The organism is Aeromonas sp. 603079 (genome assembly GCF_049172135.1).
Taxonomy (GTDB): Bacteria; Pseudomonadota; Gammaproteobacteria; order Enterobacterales; family Aeromonadaceae; genus Aeromonas; species Aeromonas veronii.
Genome location: NZ_JAAKPX010000006.1, coordinates 197,047 through 211,424, shown reverse-complemented (window position 1 = coordinate 211,424; position 14,378 = coordinate 197,047). Strand labels below are relative to the sequence as shown.

The 14,378-nt window shown below is 57.6% G+C and carries 21 protein-coding genes and 1 pseudogene; 8 read left to right on the top strand and 14 right to left on the bottom strand.

All coding sequences use genetic code 11. The features are described 5' to 3' along the window. Nucleotides 1-42: 42 nt before the first annotated feature. The 3 genes and pseudogenes from G5287_RS06370 to G5287_RS06360 all read left to right on the top strand — a co-directional run. Nucleotides 43-267: a hypothetical protein gene (locus tag G5287_RS06370; RefSeq protein ID WP_159143686.1), complete on the top strand. Its 225-nt coding sequence runs from the start codon at nucleotides 43-45 to the stop codon at nucleotides 265-267. A gap of 384 nt (nucleotides 268-651) precedes the next feature. Continuing rightward, nucleotides 652-1,299, top strand: coding sequence for an Arm DNA-binding domain-containing protein (locus G5287_RS06365; RefSeq protein ID WP_227340633.1), 648 nt, complete (start codon nucleotides 652-654; stop codon nucleotides 1,297-1,299). Between the two features lie 87 nt (nucleotides 1,300-1,386). Further along, nucleotides 1,387-1,630: pseudogene (locus tag G5287_RS06360) on the top strand (IS5/IS1182 family transposase); the annotation flags it as partial. An 80-nt stretch (nucleotides 1,631-1,710) separates the two neighbouring features. On the opposite strand, the gene G5287_RS06355 reads toward G5287_RS06360, so the two are convergent. The 4 genes from G5287_RS06355 to G5287_RS06340 form a co-directional block, all read right to left on the bottom strand. Further along, nucleotides 1,711-1,914, bottom strand: a complete 204-nt coding sequence (locus G5287_RS06355; protein WP_042012540.1) for a CPXCG motif-containing cysteine-rich protein — start codon at nucleotides 1,912-1,914, stop codon at nucleotides 1,711-1,713. A 271-nt stretch (nucleotides 1,915-2,185) separates the two neighbouring features. Then, a complete protein-coding gene (gene hxpB / locus G5287_RS06350) occupies nucleotides 2,186-2,845 on the bottom strand; it encodes a hexitol phosphatase HxpB (RefSeq protein ID WP_005360961.1) in 660 nt (219 codons plus the stop codon). A 126-nt stretch (nucleotides 2,846-2,971) separates the two neighbouring features. Next, the gene (purT, locus tag G5287_RS06345) at nucleotides 2,972-4,150 is read right to left on the bottom strand and encodes a formate-dependent phosphoribosylglycinamide formyltransferase (RefSeq protein ID WP_227340632.1); all 1,179 of its coding nucleotides are present in this window, start codon (nucleotides 4,148-4,150) and stop codon (nucleotides 2,972-2,974) included. A gap of 85 nt (nucleotides 4,151-4,235) precedes the next feature. After that, on the bottom strand, nucleotides 4,236-5,126 hold the full coding sequence (locus G5287_RS06340; protein WP_100653666.1) for a DMT family transporter: 891 nt from the start codon (nucleotides 5,124-5,126) through the stop codon (nucleotides 4,236-4,238). A gap of 226 nt (nucleotides 5,127-5,352) precedes the next feature. On the opposite strand from G5287_RS06340, the gene G5287_RS06335 reads away from it, so the two are divergent. Further along, nucleotides 5,353-5,940 carry an FMN-dependent NADH-azoreductase gene (locus G5287_RS06335; RefSeq protein WP_162506373.1) on the top strand — a complete coding sequence of 196 codons (588 nt, stop codon included), beginning with the start codon at nucleotides 5,353-5,355 and terminating at the stop codon, nucleotides 5,938-5,940. Between the two features lie 186 nt (nucleotides 5,941-6,126). On the opposite strand, the gene G5287_RS06330 is transcribed toward G5287_RS06335, so the two are convergent. The 4 genes from G5287_RS06330 to G5287_RS06315 all read right to left on the bottom strand — a co-directional run bounded on the left by G5287_RS06330 (nucleotide 6,127) and on the right by G5287_RS06315 (nucleotide 8,510). Next, entirely contained in the window at nucleotides 6,127-6,306 is a 180-nt protein-coding gene (locus G5287_RS06330; protein WP_139741912.1) for a hypothetical protein, read from the bottom strand. Between the two features lie 163 nt (nucleotides 6,307-6,469). Beyond that, nucleotides 6,470-6,658 (bottom strand): DUF4250 domain-containing protein, encoded by a 189-nt coding sequence (locus G5287_RS06325; RefSeq protein WP_227340630.1) that lies wholly within the window; start codon nucleotides 6,656-6,658, stop codon nucleotides 6,470-6,472. A 2-nt stretch (nucleotides 6,659-6,660) separates the two neighbouring features. Then, nucleotides 6,661-7,125: a MarR family winged helix-turn-helix transcriptional regulator gene (locus tag G5287_RS06320; RefSeq protein ID WP_005336856.1), complete on the bottom strand. Its 465-nt coding sequence runs from the start codon at nucleotides 7,123-7,125 to the stop codon at nucleotides 6,661-6,663. A gap of 170 nt (nucleotides 7,126-7,295) precedes the next feature. After that, nucleotides 7,296-8,510 (bottom strand): UPF0149 family protein, encoded by a 1,215-nt coding sequence (locus G5287_RS06315; protein WP_227096464.1) that lies wholly within the window; start codon nucleotides 8,508-8,510, stop codon nucleotides 7,296-7,298. Nucleotides 8,511-8,741: 231 nt separating this feature from the next. On the opposite strand from G5287_RS06315, the gene G5287_RS06310 reads away from it, so the two are divergent. Continuing rightward, the gene (locus G5287_RS06310) at nucleotides 8,742-9,602 is read left to right on the top strand and encodes a CvfB family protein (protein WP_005336853.1); all 861 of its coding nucleotides are present in this window, start codon (nucleotides 8,742-8,744) and stop codon (nucleotides 9,600-9,602) included. Between the two features lies 1 nt (nucleotide 9,603). Continuing rightward, nucleotides 9,604-9,915 (top strand): DUF1289 domain-containing protein, encoded by a 312-nt coding sequence (locus G5287_RS06305; RefSeq protein WP_107683055.1) that lies wholly within the window; start codon nucleotides 9,604-9,606, stop codon nucleotides 9,913-9,915. A gap of 57 nt (nucleotides 9,916-9,972) precedes the next feature. On the opposite strand, the gene G5287_RS06300 is transcribed toward G5287_RS06305, so the two are convergent. Then, the gene (locus G5287_RS06300; protein WP_005336851.1) at nucleotides 9,973-10,296 is read right to left on the bottom strand and encodes an HI1450 family dsDNA-mimic protein; all 324 of its coding nucleotides are present in this window, start codon (nucleotides 10,294-10,296) and stop codon (nucleotides 9,973-9,975) included. Nucleotides 10,297-10,443: 147 nt separating this feature from the next. Here G5287_RS06300 and G5287_RS06295 point away from each other — a divergent pair, with 147 nt between their 5' ends. Continuing rightward, nucleotides 10,444-10,572 carry a hypothetical protein gene (locus G5287_RS06295; RefSeq protein ID WP_019445852.1) on the top strand — a complete coding sequence of 43 codons (129 nt, stop codon included), beginning with the start codon at nucleotides 10,444-10,446 and terminating at the stop codon, nucleotides 10,570-10,572. Nucleotides 10,573-10,575: 3 nt separating this feature from the next. Here G5287_RS06295 and mtgA read toward each other — a convergent pair whose 3' ends face one another. From mtgA to minC, 5 genes are all read right to left on the bottom strand, one after another. Continuing rightward, the gene (gene mtgA, locus G5287_RS06290; protein ID WP_227340628.1) at nucleotides 10,576-11,367 is read right to left on the bottom strand and encodes a monofunctional biosynthetic peptidoglycan transglycosylase; all 792 of its coding nucleotides are present in this window, start codon (nucleotides 11,365-11,367) and stop codon (nucleotides 10,576-10,578) included. Further along, entirely contained in the window at nucleotides 11,352-11,678 is a 327-nt protein-coding gene (locus G5287_RS06285; protein ID WP_005352317.1) for an HI1450 family dsDNA-mimic protein, read from the bottom strand. Before G5287_RS06285 ends, mtgA begins: the two co-directional genes overlap by 16 nt. A 196-nt stretch (nucleotides 11,679-11,874) precedes the next feature. Next, the gene (gene minE, locus G5287_RS06280) at nucleotides 11,875-12,141 is read right to left on the bottom strand and encodes a cell division topological specificity factor MinE (RefSeq protein ID WP_005336848.1); all 267 of its coding nucleotides are present in this window, start codon (nucleotides 12,139-12,141) and stop codon (nucleotides 11,875-11,877) included. A gap of 2 nt (nucleotides 12,142-12,143) precedes the next feature. Next, entirely contained in the window at nucleotides 12,144-12,956 is an 813-nt protein-coding gene (gene minD / locus G5287_RS06275; protein ID WP_005336847.1) for a septum site-determining protein MinD, read from the bottom strand. 18 nt (nucleotides 12,957-12,974) lie between these two features. Beyond that, the gene (minC, locus tag G5287_RS06270) at nucleotides 12,975-13,694 is read right to left on the bottom strand and encodes a septum site-determining protein MinC (protein WP_227340627.1); all 720 of its coding nucleotides are present in this window, start codon (nucleotides 13,692-13,694) and stop codon (nucleotides 12,975-12,977) included. Nucleotides 13,695-13,801: 107 nt separating this feature from the next. Here minC and G5287_RS06265 point away from each other — a divergent pair, with 107 nt between their 5' ends. Next, a complete protein-coding gene (locus tag G5287_RS06265; protein WP_005360946.1) occupies nucleotides 13,802-14,080 on the top strand; it encodes a YcgL domain-containing protein in 279 nt (92 codons plus the stop codon). Nucleotides 14,081-14,378 lie beyond the last annotated feature (298 nt).

The window sequence follows — 14,378 nt, the reverse complement described above, 5'->3', positions numbered from 1 at the left end:
GGCCATGACGGTGCGCCAGCAACTCAGTGTGGAGCGATTTGTATGAACCTGTTTAAGCGATTCCTTGAGTTGGTACCGGGCGCTGATCCGTTGCTGGTTGGTACCGTGACCGCAGTAGGTACCACGACCACCACTCTTACCGCGTTGGCGGGTGGAACGGTCACAGTACGGGGTACCGGGGTAGCCATCGGCAAGAAGGCGTTTTACAGGGGAGGGGAGCTGGCAGGAGAGGCGCCGGATTTGCCGACCTATGAAATACAAGTTTGAGTGAGGGCGCACAGTACTCAGTAGAAATCAGTTGCAGAGACGGGCCAAAAAACTGGTCTTTAGACCACACAATCAAAATTAGTACAAAACTTAGTACATACTTTTAATGCGTTGTTATTTTTGTTTTTAAAACAAACTGTTAATGACGTGACTCGTAATCGTGAAAATAGAAGGTAGGATTTGTCTGCTGGTTCATTACGTGGTTCTGAATTGTGTCTATATGTTTGAAAAACAAGTCGTTATACGAGGTGTTATCTCAGATTGTCTCACTTTGTCCGATCTTGATTCAGTCCGTTCCAGACCAGTTTGGTACATATCTGTGTACACGTTAGGACGCGTTAATGTGTCAGTGAAAAATCAGATAACCAGTCACATGAGAGTCATATGCCACTTACTGATACGAAGCTACGGGCCCTCTATGGTAAGCCCTACTTTGGCAAGACGGAATTGTCAGACCGTGATGGATTGTCAGCTCGGATCACCGAGCGAGGCACCATCTCGTGGCAATATCGCTATCGCTGGCAAGGAAAAGCGGCGAGACTCAAAATTGGACGCTATCCCGACCTTAAACTCGCTGATGCCAGGGCGTTGATCCCTGCTATCCGTGGCGCTCTTGAACGTAATGAACATCCCAGAGTTTTTTGGGATAAACTCCACCAGAAGCATGATGTCACCCTGAAACAGTGCTGCGAGCATTTTCGTGAGCACCATTTGCCCAAGCTGCGGCCTCGTACGGTCATGCTCTATGAGCATACCATGCAGCGCTATTTCGAACCTCTGTTTATTGGTATTCCGGTGGAACAGATCCCGTTTTCGAGCTGGCTGGAGTGGTTTGATAAGATTGGCAAGAAAAAGCCGAAAAACGCAGGGCATTTATTGCGCAGGTTAAAGTCCATTCTGAGTTTTTGTATGCGACGTAATCTCATGGGTGGCTCTCCGAAGTCGAAATTACGTATCGAACATGTTGGCTTTCAACCCGAGAGAGAGCCTCGCGTGCCGACCAAGCGAGAGCTGGCTCACCTGCTGGGTTGATAACGAGGTCATGAACAACTGGTTTTACCACGACCATCATGGGCATCAGTCTCTATTCCTCCTCGTTAAAATACGGGGGTATAGGTAAAGGAGCATACGAGGAATGAGGCGGTGCAAACGGAGAGAGTGGTGCACCGAAAGAAGATATTAGGGAGGGGAAGCACCATCGCCCGTTGGCAGTGACGGTAATTTACCGGTTCAAGCAGTTGCTGGCAGGAAATAGCATTCTCAGGAAATGCAACGGTCAGGTAGGAGAAGTGGTGGCGCATATGAGTGCGATAAACAAACGGAACTCCTTGCTCTGCCTGTAAAGAAGCCCCAAGTGTTGTAGCAGCACATGGGGCTTCGGAAGTCATGACTTGCTGGCTGAGTTAGGCAACAATGCCCTGCTCGACATTTTGTGACTCGCAATCAAAACAGTTGCTCGTCGTCGGCATCCACAAAGAGCTGCAGACGGTCGCGTTCCTCATCCCGATGCAGCCGCAGGTGGATTGGATTGCAACAGGCCATGCAATCTTCGTAAAACTCCTGATCACCCTGGCTGGCATCCAGCTCGACCCGGGTATGGTGACCGCAGTGGGGGCAGACGATGCGCTTGCTGGTGTACTCGATCATGATAACCTCCTCGGGCCCTCAGGCCGCCTATCTACCCTGATTCTAGTCGGGCTGCAGGGGGTTAACCGCGAGCAAACGCACGTTTATGACAGAGATCAAGGCTGAGGGATGGCAAGGTGCAACCGGTTGGACTGGTCGTGTGCGAGAGGAACAATCTGGTTGAGAATGACAGGTGAAAAGAGGGAAATTGCCAACGGTTGTTTGGCAATCACAGGGGGCAGGAGCCCCCTGCGGGTATGAGAACGCGAGCGCAACAAGGCGTCGATAGGCGCTACTTGACCCAGCTGGCCAACATGTCGGCATTGAGCTCGGCCAGCGAGCCGAGCTGGTAGTTGGCGATGGCCAAGCGTGGGTCACCCACTAAAGCGGGATCCGGCACGATCAACGCGGTCATGGAGGCCGCCTTGGCCGCCAGCAGACCGGTAAAGCTATCTTCGATGGCCAGACAGTGTACCGGTTCCACTCCCAGCTTTTCGGCGGCGTGGATGTAGACATCCGGGTGCGGTTTGCCGAAACGCTCTACTTCAGCGGAGTGAACCGCCATAAAGCGATCGCGAATGCCAAGTTTGCCGAGCACCGCTTCTACCATCGCAAAGGGTGATGAGGTAGCCAGACCCACTTTCAGCCCGCGGGCCTCGATAAGGTCGAGCGCTTCCAGCACACCTGCTTTGGCCTGACCTTCGGAGAGGATCAGGGCGTTGACCCGATCCAGAATGCGCTGTACTACCTCTTCCTGAGTTGGGCCGCTCCACGGGCGCAGGCGATACCAGTGGGCAACCAGCTGATCGATGCGCACGCCTATGGTCGATTCACAATCCTCAACGGTGTGGGGGTGACCCAGTTCGGAGAAAACGGCGATTTGGGCCCGTTGCCAAAAGGGTTCCGAGTCGATCAGAACACCATCCATATCGAAGATCACGGCAGCTAACATCTTGTACTCCTGACAAATTTGAAGAGGGGATTATAAGCCTGACGGGGAAATGCAAAAGGGGCATTGCCATGCCCCTTGCGCCCGATCACATCGGCAAACGTTTGTTTTGCTGTGGCAAAAAAGCACTTAGAACAGTACTTCGACCTTGGCGGCCACGGCTTTGGCTTTCTCTACCGCATCCTGGCAATCCTCTGCGCGGGCCAGCGCCACGCCAAGACGGCGGCGACCGGCGATCTCCGGCTTGCCAAACAGCCGCAGCTGGGCACCCGGCACCAGCGCCAATGCCTCACCAATCCCCTGATAGCGGATATTCTGGCTGTGCCCTTCGCGCAGCACCACGGCAGAGGCGCTCGGCCCGTACTGGGTGATGGTGCCGACCGGCAGCCCCAGAATGGCGCGCACGTGCAGGGCGAACTCGGAGAGATCCTGGGAGATCAGGGTCACCATGCCGGTATCGTGGGGACGCGGCGATACCTCGCTGAACCACACTTCATCGCCTTTTATAAAGAGCTCGACTCCGAACAGGCCGTAACCACCGAGGGCCTCGACCACCTTGGCGGCCACCTCTTTGGAGCGGGCCAGCGCCAGCTCGCTCATCACCTGTGGCTGCCAGGATTCGCGGTAGTCGCCATCTTCCTGCCGGTGGCCGATAGGGTCGCAGAAGTGAATGCCATCGACTGCGCGTACCGTGAGCAGGGTGATCTCGTACTCGAAGGGAACGAAGCCCTCGACGATCACCTTGCCACGACCGGCGCGGCCACCCTCCTGGGCGTATGTCCAGCTCTCATCCAGCTTGGCGAGATCGCGCAGTACACTCTGCCCCTTGCCGGACGAACTCATCACAGGTTTCACCACGCAGGGCAGGCCGATAGCCTCGACTGCGGCGACAAACTCCTCCTTGCTCTGGGCAAAGCGGTAGGGGGAGGTGGGCAGACCCAGGGTCTCGGCGGCGAGGCGGCGGATCCCTTCCCGGTTCATGGTGAGCTGGGTAGCGCGGGCGTTGGGCACTACCTTGACCCCTTCTTGCTCAAGGGCAGCAAGGGTATCGGTGGCAATCGCTTCAATCTCGGGGATGATGAGGTCGGGTTTAACCTCGGCAACCAGGGCACGCAGGGCGTTGCCATCGAGCATGTCCAGCACGTGGGCTGCGTGGGCCACCTGCATTGCGGGGGCGTTGGCATAGCGGTCGGCGGCGATCACTTCGATCCCGAACCGTTGCAACTCGATGGCGACCTCTTTGCCAAGTTCGCCGGAGCCCAGCAGCAGGGCACGGGTGGCGCCGGGGCGGGTTGCGGTTCCAAACATACGATCTCTCCTGATGTCGATGGTCATTGTTGATGATCGCTATCGCACGAATAGCGGACAAAAAAAGAGGCACGCATGGCGTACCTCAGGAAACGGGTTTGTGAGCGCGCTGCTCCAGATGGGTCAGCAAGGTAATGGCGCCAATGATGATGGCGGCGCCAAGCCACAGACGGCCTGGGGGCGCCCAGCCAAATACCAGCCAGCCCGCCAGCACGTTCATCGGCAGCTTGGCAAAATCGAAAGGTTGTACGAAGGAGGCCTCCGCCACGCTGTAGGCGCGAGCGATGGACATCTGGGCCAGTGCCGTCAGTACGCCGGAGGCGGCTACCAGCAGCCATTGGCTCTCGCTTGGCCACTGCCACTCCGGCAGGGCCAGCATGACGTTGAACGGGGTACTGAAGATAAGCAGATACACCACTATGGTGTGGGATGATTCGTTGGCTGCCTGATAGCGCACCATCAGGGAGTAACCTGCCCAGAACAGCGCCGCCGCCACCGGCAGCAGGGAGGCCCAGTTGAATTCGTCAGTCCAGGGGGCGAGGATCAGCATGGCGCCGGCAAAGCCCGCCAGGGTGGCCAGAATGCGGGCGCGGCTCACCTGCTCCTTGAGCAGCAGGGCGGAGCCCAGGGTGGCAAACAGCGGTGAGGTCATCAGCAGGGCGATCCCCTGCCAGATGGGGACGGGGTACGCCAGTGCCCAGAGCCAGAGCTGGATGCCGATCACTGCCAGCAATACCCGCAACAGGTGCAACCGGAACTGATTGGTCATCAGGGATTGGCGCAGGCCATGACGAACCAGCCAGGGCAGCAGGCAGATCAGGGCGATCAGGTATTGATGAAAAGCGACTTGGGTCGATGGGAGGCCAAGCTTGAAGCTGACATACTGGCTCAGGCTGTTGACGGCGGCGAAGCAGAGTCCTGCCACCATCATCCAGACTGCACCGGCCAGAGGAGAGTGCCTGCGCGAGGGTATCATGGGATCCGGGTCGCTGGAAAAAAGTGCGGCGGATCATAACGGCAATCGTTTGTTCTGCCAAGGGTTGAGGCGTGGCCGCGTGGCTGGCTGGCGAGGAAGTGGCCTTTCATCAAAAATTTTGAACAAGTTGAGCATCTATTTTCGCTATCAGCAAAGAAGCGCAATGTTTAGAGTGACCTCCATCGACAGCGCAGCTGTTCAACCGACAACCAAATGGAGTTTCACCATGGCCAATATCCTCGTTCTCAAATCCAGCATCCTGGGTCAATATTCCCAATCCAACGCCCTGATCGACGGCTTCCTGGCTGACCATCAGGATGATGTCGTCACCGTACGTGATCTGGCTGCCCTCAACCTGCCGGTGCTGGATGGCGAGCTGGCCTCCGGCCTGCGCGGTGGTGACAACCTCAATGAGCGTCAACTGGCGGTGATCGCCCAGTCCGACGAGCTGATCGCCGAACTCAAAGCGAGCGACTTGGTGGTGATTGCGGCCCCCATGTACAACTTCAACATCCCGACCCAGCTGAAGAACTGGATCGATCTGGTTGCCCGTGCCGGCGTCACCTTCCGCTATACCGAGACCGGTCCGGTCGGTCTGGTTGAAAATACCCGTGCGCTGGTGATCAGCCCTCGCGGCGGCATGCACGTTGGTAGCGCCACCGATCTGGTCACTCCCTACATGCGTACCGTGCTAGGTTTCATCGGTATCAAAGAGGTGGATTTCATCTACGCCGAAGGGATGGGGATGGGCCCGGATGCCCAGAGCAAGGGGATGGAAGCGGCTAAAGCGCAGCTTGAGGCTCTGGCTATCTAAGGGCTCTCTTCTATAAGGGCTATCTATCCCGTCAGGGGTTATCTCTTCAAGGGGTTGCCCTGCGAGATACAAGAACGCAGCCATCAGGCTGCGTTTGTTTTTTTGGCTTGGTGTGATTGCGACAAGACCGTAATGCTACAGAGAGTATCGCGGCAAGCGGTCGGTATAGACGCTCTGGCGGAGTCACTACTCCATCATAAAGCGGCGACAACCACGCACCAGCAGCAATGCCACCATGACCAGCAGGCCAAGCAAGAGGGTGGTCAGCCACTGTTCGGTACTTTGCGGCAAGTGGGGCGTGAAGAGGCTGATCATCAACAGGGTACAGAGCGTGATCAACAGGCTCTGGCGGGTCATCAATATCATGGGGTCATCCTTGGTTTGCTCACCTGAAACGATTTTAATGCCCTCTTGTGACAGGGTGATGTATCCGTGCATCACCCTGTTGGGGCTCTTCAGACCATATCAGGTTTTTACCGCAGAGCCAGCGCCATCACTGGCGCTGTGATCCCGATCCCGCTAGCTCTCTTTATCTGAACTGCTTTTGCTCTGGCTGATAGTGAAAATCGCCGCTGGCGAGCCGCGCTTCCAGTGCCGCCTGATCGATCTCCTGCGCTTTGCAGAGATCATCCAGATCGTCATAGCGATCACGCAGCTGCATATTGACGACGCTCAGCAGCATGTTGATGTCCATGGTGGCAAACTTTTTCAAATCCATGATTATTTCTCCCGATCCAGTGATTGCAGCTGCTCGATGGCGGCGCTGACGCTGTGCAGATGCTGGCGGATCGCCTCGCGGGATTCGCTAGGCAAATAGTCTGTCAGGGTATGTTGCCAGCTGCCCGCTTCACTCTTGAGCTGCAGGAAGAGGGCGAGCCCGGCATTGGTGAGGGAGACCAGGCTGATGCGTTTGTCCTGCTCGCTGCTCTCGGTAAAGATGATCCCTTTTTCGACCAGACGGCGGATCTCGCGGGAGATGCGCACCTTGTCCATGCCGCTCGCCTCGACCAGCTCTTTCTGGCTGATGGGGTAGTTGGGGCCGAGCACCATCATCAGGCGCCATTGCGGCACGGTCAGCTGGTAACGCTGTTCATAAAACTGTTCGAAGGTATCCCGTAGCATCTCGGCGGCATGTACCAACTGATAGGGCGGGTAGTGAGCGAGTAACGCTATGATTTTTGACATATTACACCCTGCTGTGACGGCTGCATCAGATGCAGTTTCTTTTGATACTTTGACATTGATGATACGAAACTCAAGCTGATTTGTCTGACCCGGTTGCGATGAAATGTGCGGTGGCGCACGCCCTCAAGGAAAAACCGGGTCTGACCGACGGGATTTTAAGCCAACGCTGTTCAGCCTTTACGCAACCAGATGAGGGCGTTCTGCTTGAGCCAGGCCTCGCGAGTGTGGATAGCGTAGAGCGCGGCCTCGTCGCGGCTGCCCGCTTGCCAGCTTTGTGGCTCCTGTTTGGGCAGCTTGCGCTGACCCAGCAGGCAGGCCGGAATGTGCGGGTTGGCCTCGATGGCGACCAGCAGATGGGGCTTGGCTGCCTCGGCACCCTCGGTAGCAAAGACCATCAGCGCTTTGTTATAGAGCAACCAGCTGGAGGCTTCATCGAAGCGCACCAGCAGGGCGGCCAGCGCCTGCCAATCCCCTTGCAGTGCATAGAGGGTGGAGAGGTTGTAGCGGCAACCCAGCTCATCGGCCACGCAGATTGTCAGCAGCGCCAGATACTCCGCTTTGGCCTCGCCCAGCTTGCCAAGGCGCAGCAGGCAGTCGGCGCGGCCGGCTCTGGCGGCCAGCAGGGGGCGCAGTTCGGGGGCACTCCAGCCGTGACCGGCGATTTGCTGCCAGAAGGCTTCATCAAAGAGCGGAGTGGCATCAGCGATGATCTTCTCGAACCAGCCGAGGCGGGCCTGATGATCGCGGCAGCTGTCGGCCAGCTCGAACCAGGTCTGCCACTGTTGGGCCTGCTCGCCATTGAGGGCCACATCAGCGCTGGGGGCGGCCTGATACTGGTCGAGGTTGAGCAACTGGTTGAGGGCGGTTTTCATATTCTGGCGCTGGCGTTTGCAGAACTCGACAAAGGGGAGTTCGCTGGCGGCGGCGCTATAGAGCATCTGGGCCATCTGCTTGTCGCGAAACAGGCTCAGCTCGGCGGCCAGACTGAAGCGGTACTGGGTGGTCGGGTCGTTCAAATCCTTCGGCTTGGGCCAGGTGGCAAAACCCATGCTGAAGCCATAACACCATTGACCGAGGGGGTGGCTCTGTTCGAACACCTGCTCGGGGTTATCGCTGGGCAGGCGGCACTGGCTGGGCAGGGCCAGCTGGGCGTCGTCGGCTTGGGATTCCAGTTCGGCGATCAGGTGGTTGAGGGCTTCTGCGCTTTTTTCATCCAACTCGGCATCCTGTTCCAGCAGACCAGCCAGCGGGCGTTGCCAGTCAGGGGTCTCTGGCCCCACCAGACGGGCACAGAGAAAACCGTGCAGGGCCGGGTAGGTCATGTCCTGATCGCTGTGGCTCTGGATCCATTGATTAAGATGGCGGGTACGAGTGGATGGGTTCATCGACAGTTCCTCTGGATTTGAACAGCCGCGAAGTCTACCTAAAAGTGGGGTTATTTGCAGCAAATGGCCGCCTGTTTGGCGATTTAATCACCATTGGCGGATAAGATAGGGGCGAAAGGGCGGCTCGTGGTGGCTTGGGGACTAGGCCGGATCACCGCTCTTGAGGTAACATGCGCGCCCATAGGGGCCATGTTCAGTTGGCCCATCCGGGTAATGAAAAAAGAGAGCACCATGATACAGATTGGCAAGATGAACACCCTCACCGTTGTTGAACTCGAAGATCGCGGCGCCTGGCTTGCGGCCGATGAGTACGGTGAACTGCTGCTGCCCAAGCGTCAACTGCCGGAAGGGGTGAAAGAGGGGGATAGCGTGCAGGTCTTCCTCTATCTGGATGCCGATTGCGAACCGGTGATCACCACCGACAAGCCATTTGCCATGGTGGACGAATTTGCCGGTCTGAAAGTGGTCAATGCCAACAAGATTGGTGCTTTCCTCGACTGGGGCATGAAAAAGGATCTGTTTGTGCCGAGCCGCGAGCAGAACAAGCCGATGCAGGTGGGCCACGTTTATCTGGTGCGTCTGCAACTGGATAACGAAGGGCGCATGGTCGGCACCAGCCGCATCGAGCGTTTCCTGACCCCGGCCGGCAGTAACTTCAAGGTCGGTGACGAAGTGACCGCGCTGCCGGGCGAGCACTCGCCCCTTGGCATCAAGGTGATCGTCAACGGTCAGTATCCCGGCATGCTGTTCAAGAACGAAGTGTTTGGCCGGGTGATGACCGGTCGGCCGCAAACCGCCTGGGTCAAGCAGGTGCGCGAGGATGGCAAGCTCGATCTGACCCTGCAAAAGCCGGGTCTTGCGCGGGTTGATGACGCCGGTGAACGCATTCTGAGCCGGATGAAAAAGCAGGGCGGCAGTCTGGCGGTGGGTGACAAGAGCGAACCCGAGCTCATCTACAAGCTGTTCAGCATGAGCAAGGGTACCTTCAAGAAGGCGATCGGCGGCCTCTACAAGCAGGGCAAGATTGTCATCGAAGACAATGCCATCACTCTGGTGGCCACAGAGACCGACTCGGCAGTGGATAGCGAATAAGATGCCGAGCCCCTGTGTTGGCCTCTGCAAGGCGAAAGATGGGCTTTGCCTTGGTTGTGGCCGCACCCTGAGCGAGATCGGCCACTGGTCGGCGATGGATAGCAAGGCCCAGCTGGCGGTGATGGCCGAGCTGAATGGCTCGAAAAGCACCCACTGCTGTCCGGGTTGTGGCGAACCGGCCTATTGCGCCGTCTCTGCCGGTCAGACTATTGCGCAGTGCTGGTGCAGCCAGTTGCCGGTATTGCCGATGCAGGAGGCCAGCGCTTGCTGGTGCCGCCGCTGTCTGGCCAAGGCCATCGCGGCGCAGGATTAGCAGAGAACAGAAATAAAAGAGAATACAGAAACAAGAAAGGCGCCGATGGCGCCTTTTTTATGCCTGCTGCTGGCGATGCCAGCGCACATGCACTTGATCTTCGGTCAACAGACGGGGCAGCAGGAAGGTGGCGAAGATCACCTCAAACTCATCCTGATGATCCAGCAAACCGACCCACACTTCGACCCAGCGCTCCATATCGACCGGCTCACCAAGCTCGGTCGACCAGTCGGCATTGGGCAGAGTCGCCTCCACGGCGCCACGCTGCTCAAACTCCAGGGTGATGTCGACTATTTGTTCGGGGGCCAGCATATCGGCGGCCTGCTCAAGAAACTGATCATAGGCCCATTCGACCAGCTGATCCGGGGTACGCTGTTCCATGAAATCACTCCAGATACATCGAGGTTCGCTACTGTAACAATTATTGGCTGTGGCGGCCAGACCAGTGCGCCGGGCGTGCCTGACCTGTCCAAGTTGCCGTTGGGGGAGTATGGTTAAGGCGCGGATCATCTGGCAGGGAGTAAGGGGATGAAGCAGCGGGGACGGCGGCAACAGATCAAGCGACGGCGCGAGGCCTGGTGGTGGCACTATCTGCCGCTTCACCGCGAGACGGTGGGCGGTCATCTGGGTCCACCGGAGAAACCCGATGAGCCCTGAGGATCAGTCTGCCTGATGCACCCGATTGAGGGTGATCTGGCCCAGTTGACCCATTTGGCGGCGGATCCAGACCGAGCGCTTCTGCACATAGAGTGAAGGGGGCTTGACCCGATAACGCCACGGATTGGGCAGGGCGGCGGCCAGCAGGGATGACTCGTAGCGGGTCAAGCGGCTGGCCGGTTTGCCGAAGTAGGTACGGGCCGCGGCTTCGGCGCCATAGATGCCGGGGCCGAACTCCACGATATTGAGATAGACCTCGAGAATGCGGGCCTTGTCCCAACCCAGCTCCATCAGTAGGGTAAACCAGGCCTCCAGCCCCTTGCGCAGGAAGCTGCGATCACTCCACATAAAGAGGTTCTTGGCGGTCTGCTGGCTGAGGGTGCTGGCGCCGCGTACCCGTTCGCTGTGCTGGTTGTGCTTGAGCGCCGCGTTGATGGCATCCATGTCAAAGCCGTTGTGATCGGCAAAGCGCTGATCCTCGGCGGCGATCACCGCCAGTTGCAGCTCTTTGGAGATGGACTCCAGGTCTACCCATTCATGGCGTACCTGGGTGATCTTGGCGGGCGGAAAGAGGGCCCGCTCGATACGCCAGCTCCACATCGGCGGATCGATAAAACGCAGCAAGGCGACCGAGCCGACCGAGCAGAGCAGCCCGGCCAGCGCGATCTTGCCTGCCCACCTCAACACCCGGCGCCCAAGGGATGCAGATGGACGCTCAGGGGCCACAGAGTCAGGGTCAGACTCCCACTGATAATGGCTGGGATCATCGGGATCCGGAATTATTGGGGCAGCCATTCGATGTGGCAGAACTTCTCGTCAACACGGCGGGAGAGCAGCATGCGGGCAAACAGGTGCTCATACTCTTGTTCTTCATTGCCAAGGCCGACCCAGATCTCGGCATAGTCGGTGTCGCTCACCGCAAAACCCACGTCCGCTTCCCAGTCATCGGCCGGGTCGGTTTCGGCCAGCAGGCCGCGGTCGTTGAACTCCTGATTGAAACGGGCGATCTCCTGCTCCGGCAGGTTGTCAGAGGCCAGCTCCATAAAGAGTTCGAGGGCGGTATCGAGCAGTTCCTCGACGCTGTGCATTTCGTCATTCATAGACATAAGCGGTCTGTTCCAGAAAAGAGAAAAGGTGCCGACGCAGATCACAGCCTGCGGGGCGGCGCTATTCTAGCGGTCGGCAGACCCCTTGGCGAGATGATGCGAGCCGCTGTGACCTGTTTTTGTGCCAATAAAAAACCGGATCCAGTGACAGGATCCGGTCTTCATTGGGGGAAGGGGTCACGCATAGGGCGTCAGCTCATCCCTTCTTGTCATCGGCGAAGGTGATGTTGAGCTCCAGTACCGACAGCTCATCACTCTTCTGATCCAGTTGGACGGTTATCTTCTCCGGATCAATGTTGACGTATTTGCGGATCACATCGAGGATGTCCTGCTTGAGCTGGGGCAGGTAATCCGGCCCCCCTCTGGATGAACGCTCGTGAGCAACAATGATCTGCAACCGCTCTTTGGCCAGTTGTGCGGTGTTCTGTTTCTTGTTGGAACGAAAATAATCCAATAATGACATGTTTAACTCCCGAACAGTCGGCTAAAGAAGCCCTTCTTCTCTTCTTCCAGAAAACGAAATTCCTTGGCATCGCCCAGCAGGCGGGACACCGCATCTTCGTAGGCCTGACCTGCATCGGACTCCTTGTCCAGAATGACCGGTTCGCCGGAGTTGGAGGCGCGCAGCACCGCCTGGGACTCCGGGATCACCCCGAGCAGCGGGATGGCCAAGATCTCCTGCACATCCTGCACGCTCAGCATGTCGCCGCGGTTGACGCGGGTCGGGCAGTAGCGGGTCAGCAGCAGGTGCTCCTTGATGGGGTCTTCACCACGCTCGGCGCGGCGGGACTTGGAGGCCAGGATGCCAAGGATGCGGTCGGAGTCACGCACGGAAGAGACTTCCGGGTTGGTGGTGACGATCGCCTCGTCGGCAAAATAGAGCGCCATCAGCGCGCCCGCCTCGATCCCCGCCGGGGAGTCGCAGACGATGTAATCGAACTTCATCTCCGCCAGTTGATCCAGGATCTTCTCGACCCCCTCACGGGTGAGGGCATCTTTGTCCCGGGTCTGGGAGGCGGGCAGGATAAACAGATTTTCCGAGCGTTTGTCCTTGATCAGCGCCTGATTGAGGTTTGCTTCCCCATTGATGACGTTGACGAAGTCATACACCACGCGCCGCTCGCAGCCCATGATGAGATCCAGGTTTCTCAGACCGATGTCAAAGTCAATGACCACTGTCTTGTGACCACGCTGGGCTAAGCCGGTGCTCAGGGCCGCACTGGTTGTGGTCTTGCCAACGCCACCTTTACCCGATGTAACGACTATGATTCGCGCCATTCTCGCTTCCTTGTAACTCTATTTGATACGGTCTATTCGGAGTTGTTCGTTGTCCAGCCGGACGTGTACCGGTTGCTGGATCAGGCCTGCCGGCAGTGCATCGCTCAGCTGGAATGTGCCCGCGATGGAGAGCAGCTCGGCCTGTAATTGCTGGCAATAGATCCGGGCCTGGGTGTTTCCCCGGGCACCGGCAATGGCTCTGCCACGCAGGGTGCCATAAATATGAATGCTGTCGTCGGCGAGCACTTCAGCTCCCGGACTGACGGACCCCAGCACCACCAGCGAGGTGCCGGCGGCATAAATCTGCTGGCCGGAACGAACCGGTCCCACATGTACCTTGCTCGGGATCAAGGGGACGGGTTCGGGCTCGGGAACCACCTCTGGGGCGGCTGGCGCGGGGGCAGGCTCGGGTTCCGGTTCGCTCTTGCGACTCTTGCCCGAGGCCATCACGGCTAGTCCCACCGCCTTGGCGGCTGTCTTCATCTCTTCACTGCGCGCCCCCGTGATGCCGACCAGCACAAACTCTTCGGACTCCACCAGCTCCTTGAGCTGTTCGAAATCGGGAATATGTTCCAGTCGGGAAACATTGATCACCAGCGGTGCGCAATTAAAAAAGTAGGGTGCCTGGGCCACTTTTTCGGCCAACAACTGACGTATCCGCTCAGGCTCGCCATCGCTGATATGCAACACAGAAATAGTGAAGGTGGTCCCTTTCAATTCGTTATCGCGCTCAACCATGAATCTTCCCCGAGGCAGAGATGCTAATCCGTTATTGTTATTCAATTCCTGATGTTATAGTTTGCCCCCATCAGAGGCAATAAACTCGTCGGATTATATCAATTTCCATGTTGTGTGCAGTCTATAAAAGTCGCAAAAAAGCCGAGACCTACCTTTTTGTTGAAAAAAGAGAGGATTTCTCCCGCGTTCCCGAGCCACTGCTGAGCGCATTCGGGCGTCCCGAGCTGGTGTTGATGACCAAGCTGGATCCGGCCAAGCCCTTGGGGCTGGCTGATGTCGGCAAGGTGATGGCCGCGCTGACCAACCAGGGGTTCTACCTGCAGGTGCCGCCGCCTCCCGAGAATTTGCTGGAGCAGCACAAGGCCAGCCTGAAAAAGCCATCCTGAATATCCAGCCCCGTGGTGCGTTCTGCCCAGCGGGGCTAATTCTTTGTGACTCTGCATGACGCATTCCGGCCCCGGAGAGGTGGCCTGCGATAATCCCGTGACAGGATTTGGCCAAATTAAACCCTCCCTTTGGTGATATTCACTTTTCGCTGTTTAAATAGAAAGTCAATCTGCTCCCAACACCATATCGTCAACCTTTGCTGGCGCTCACAAAAATAGCGAGTAGCGCGCACTCATATCCGCCATTCCAACGGCTATTGGCCCATTCATCGATTATTTTCAGCCTCTTCCTTGGGCG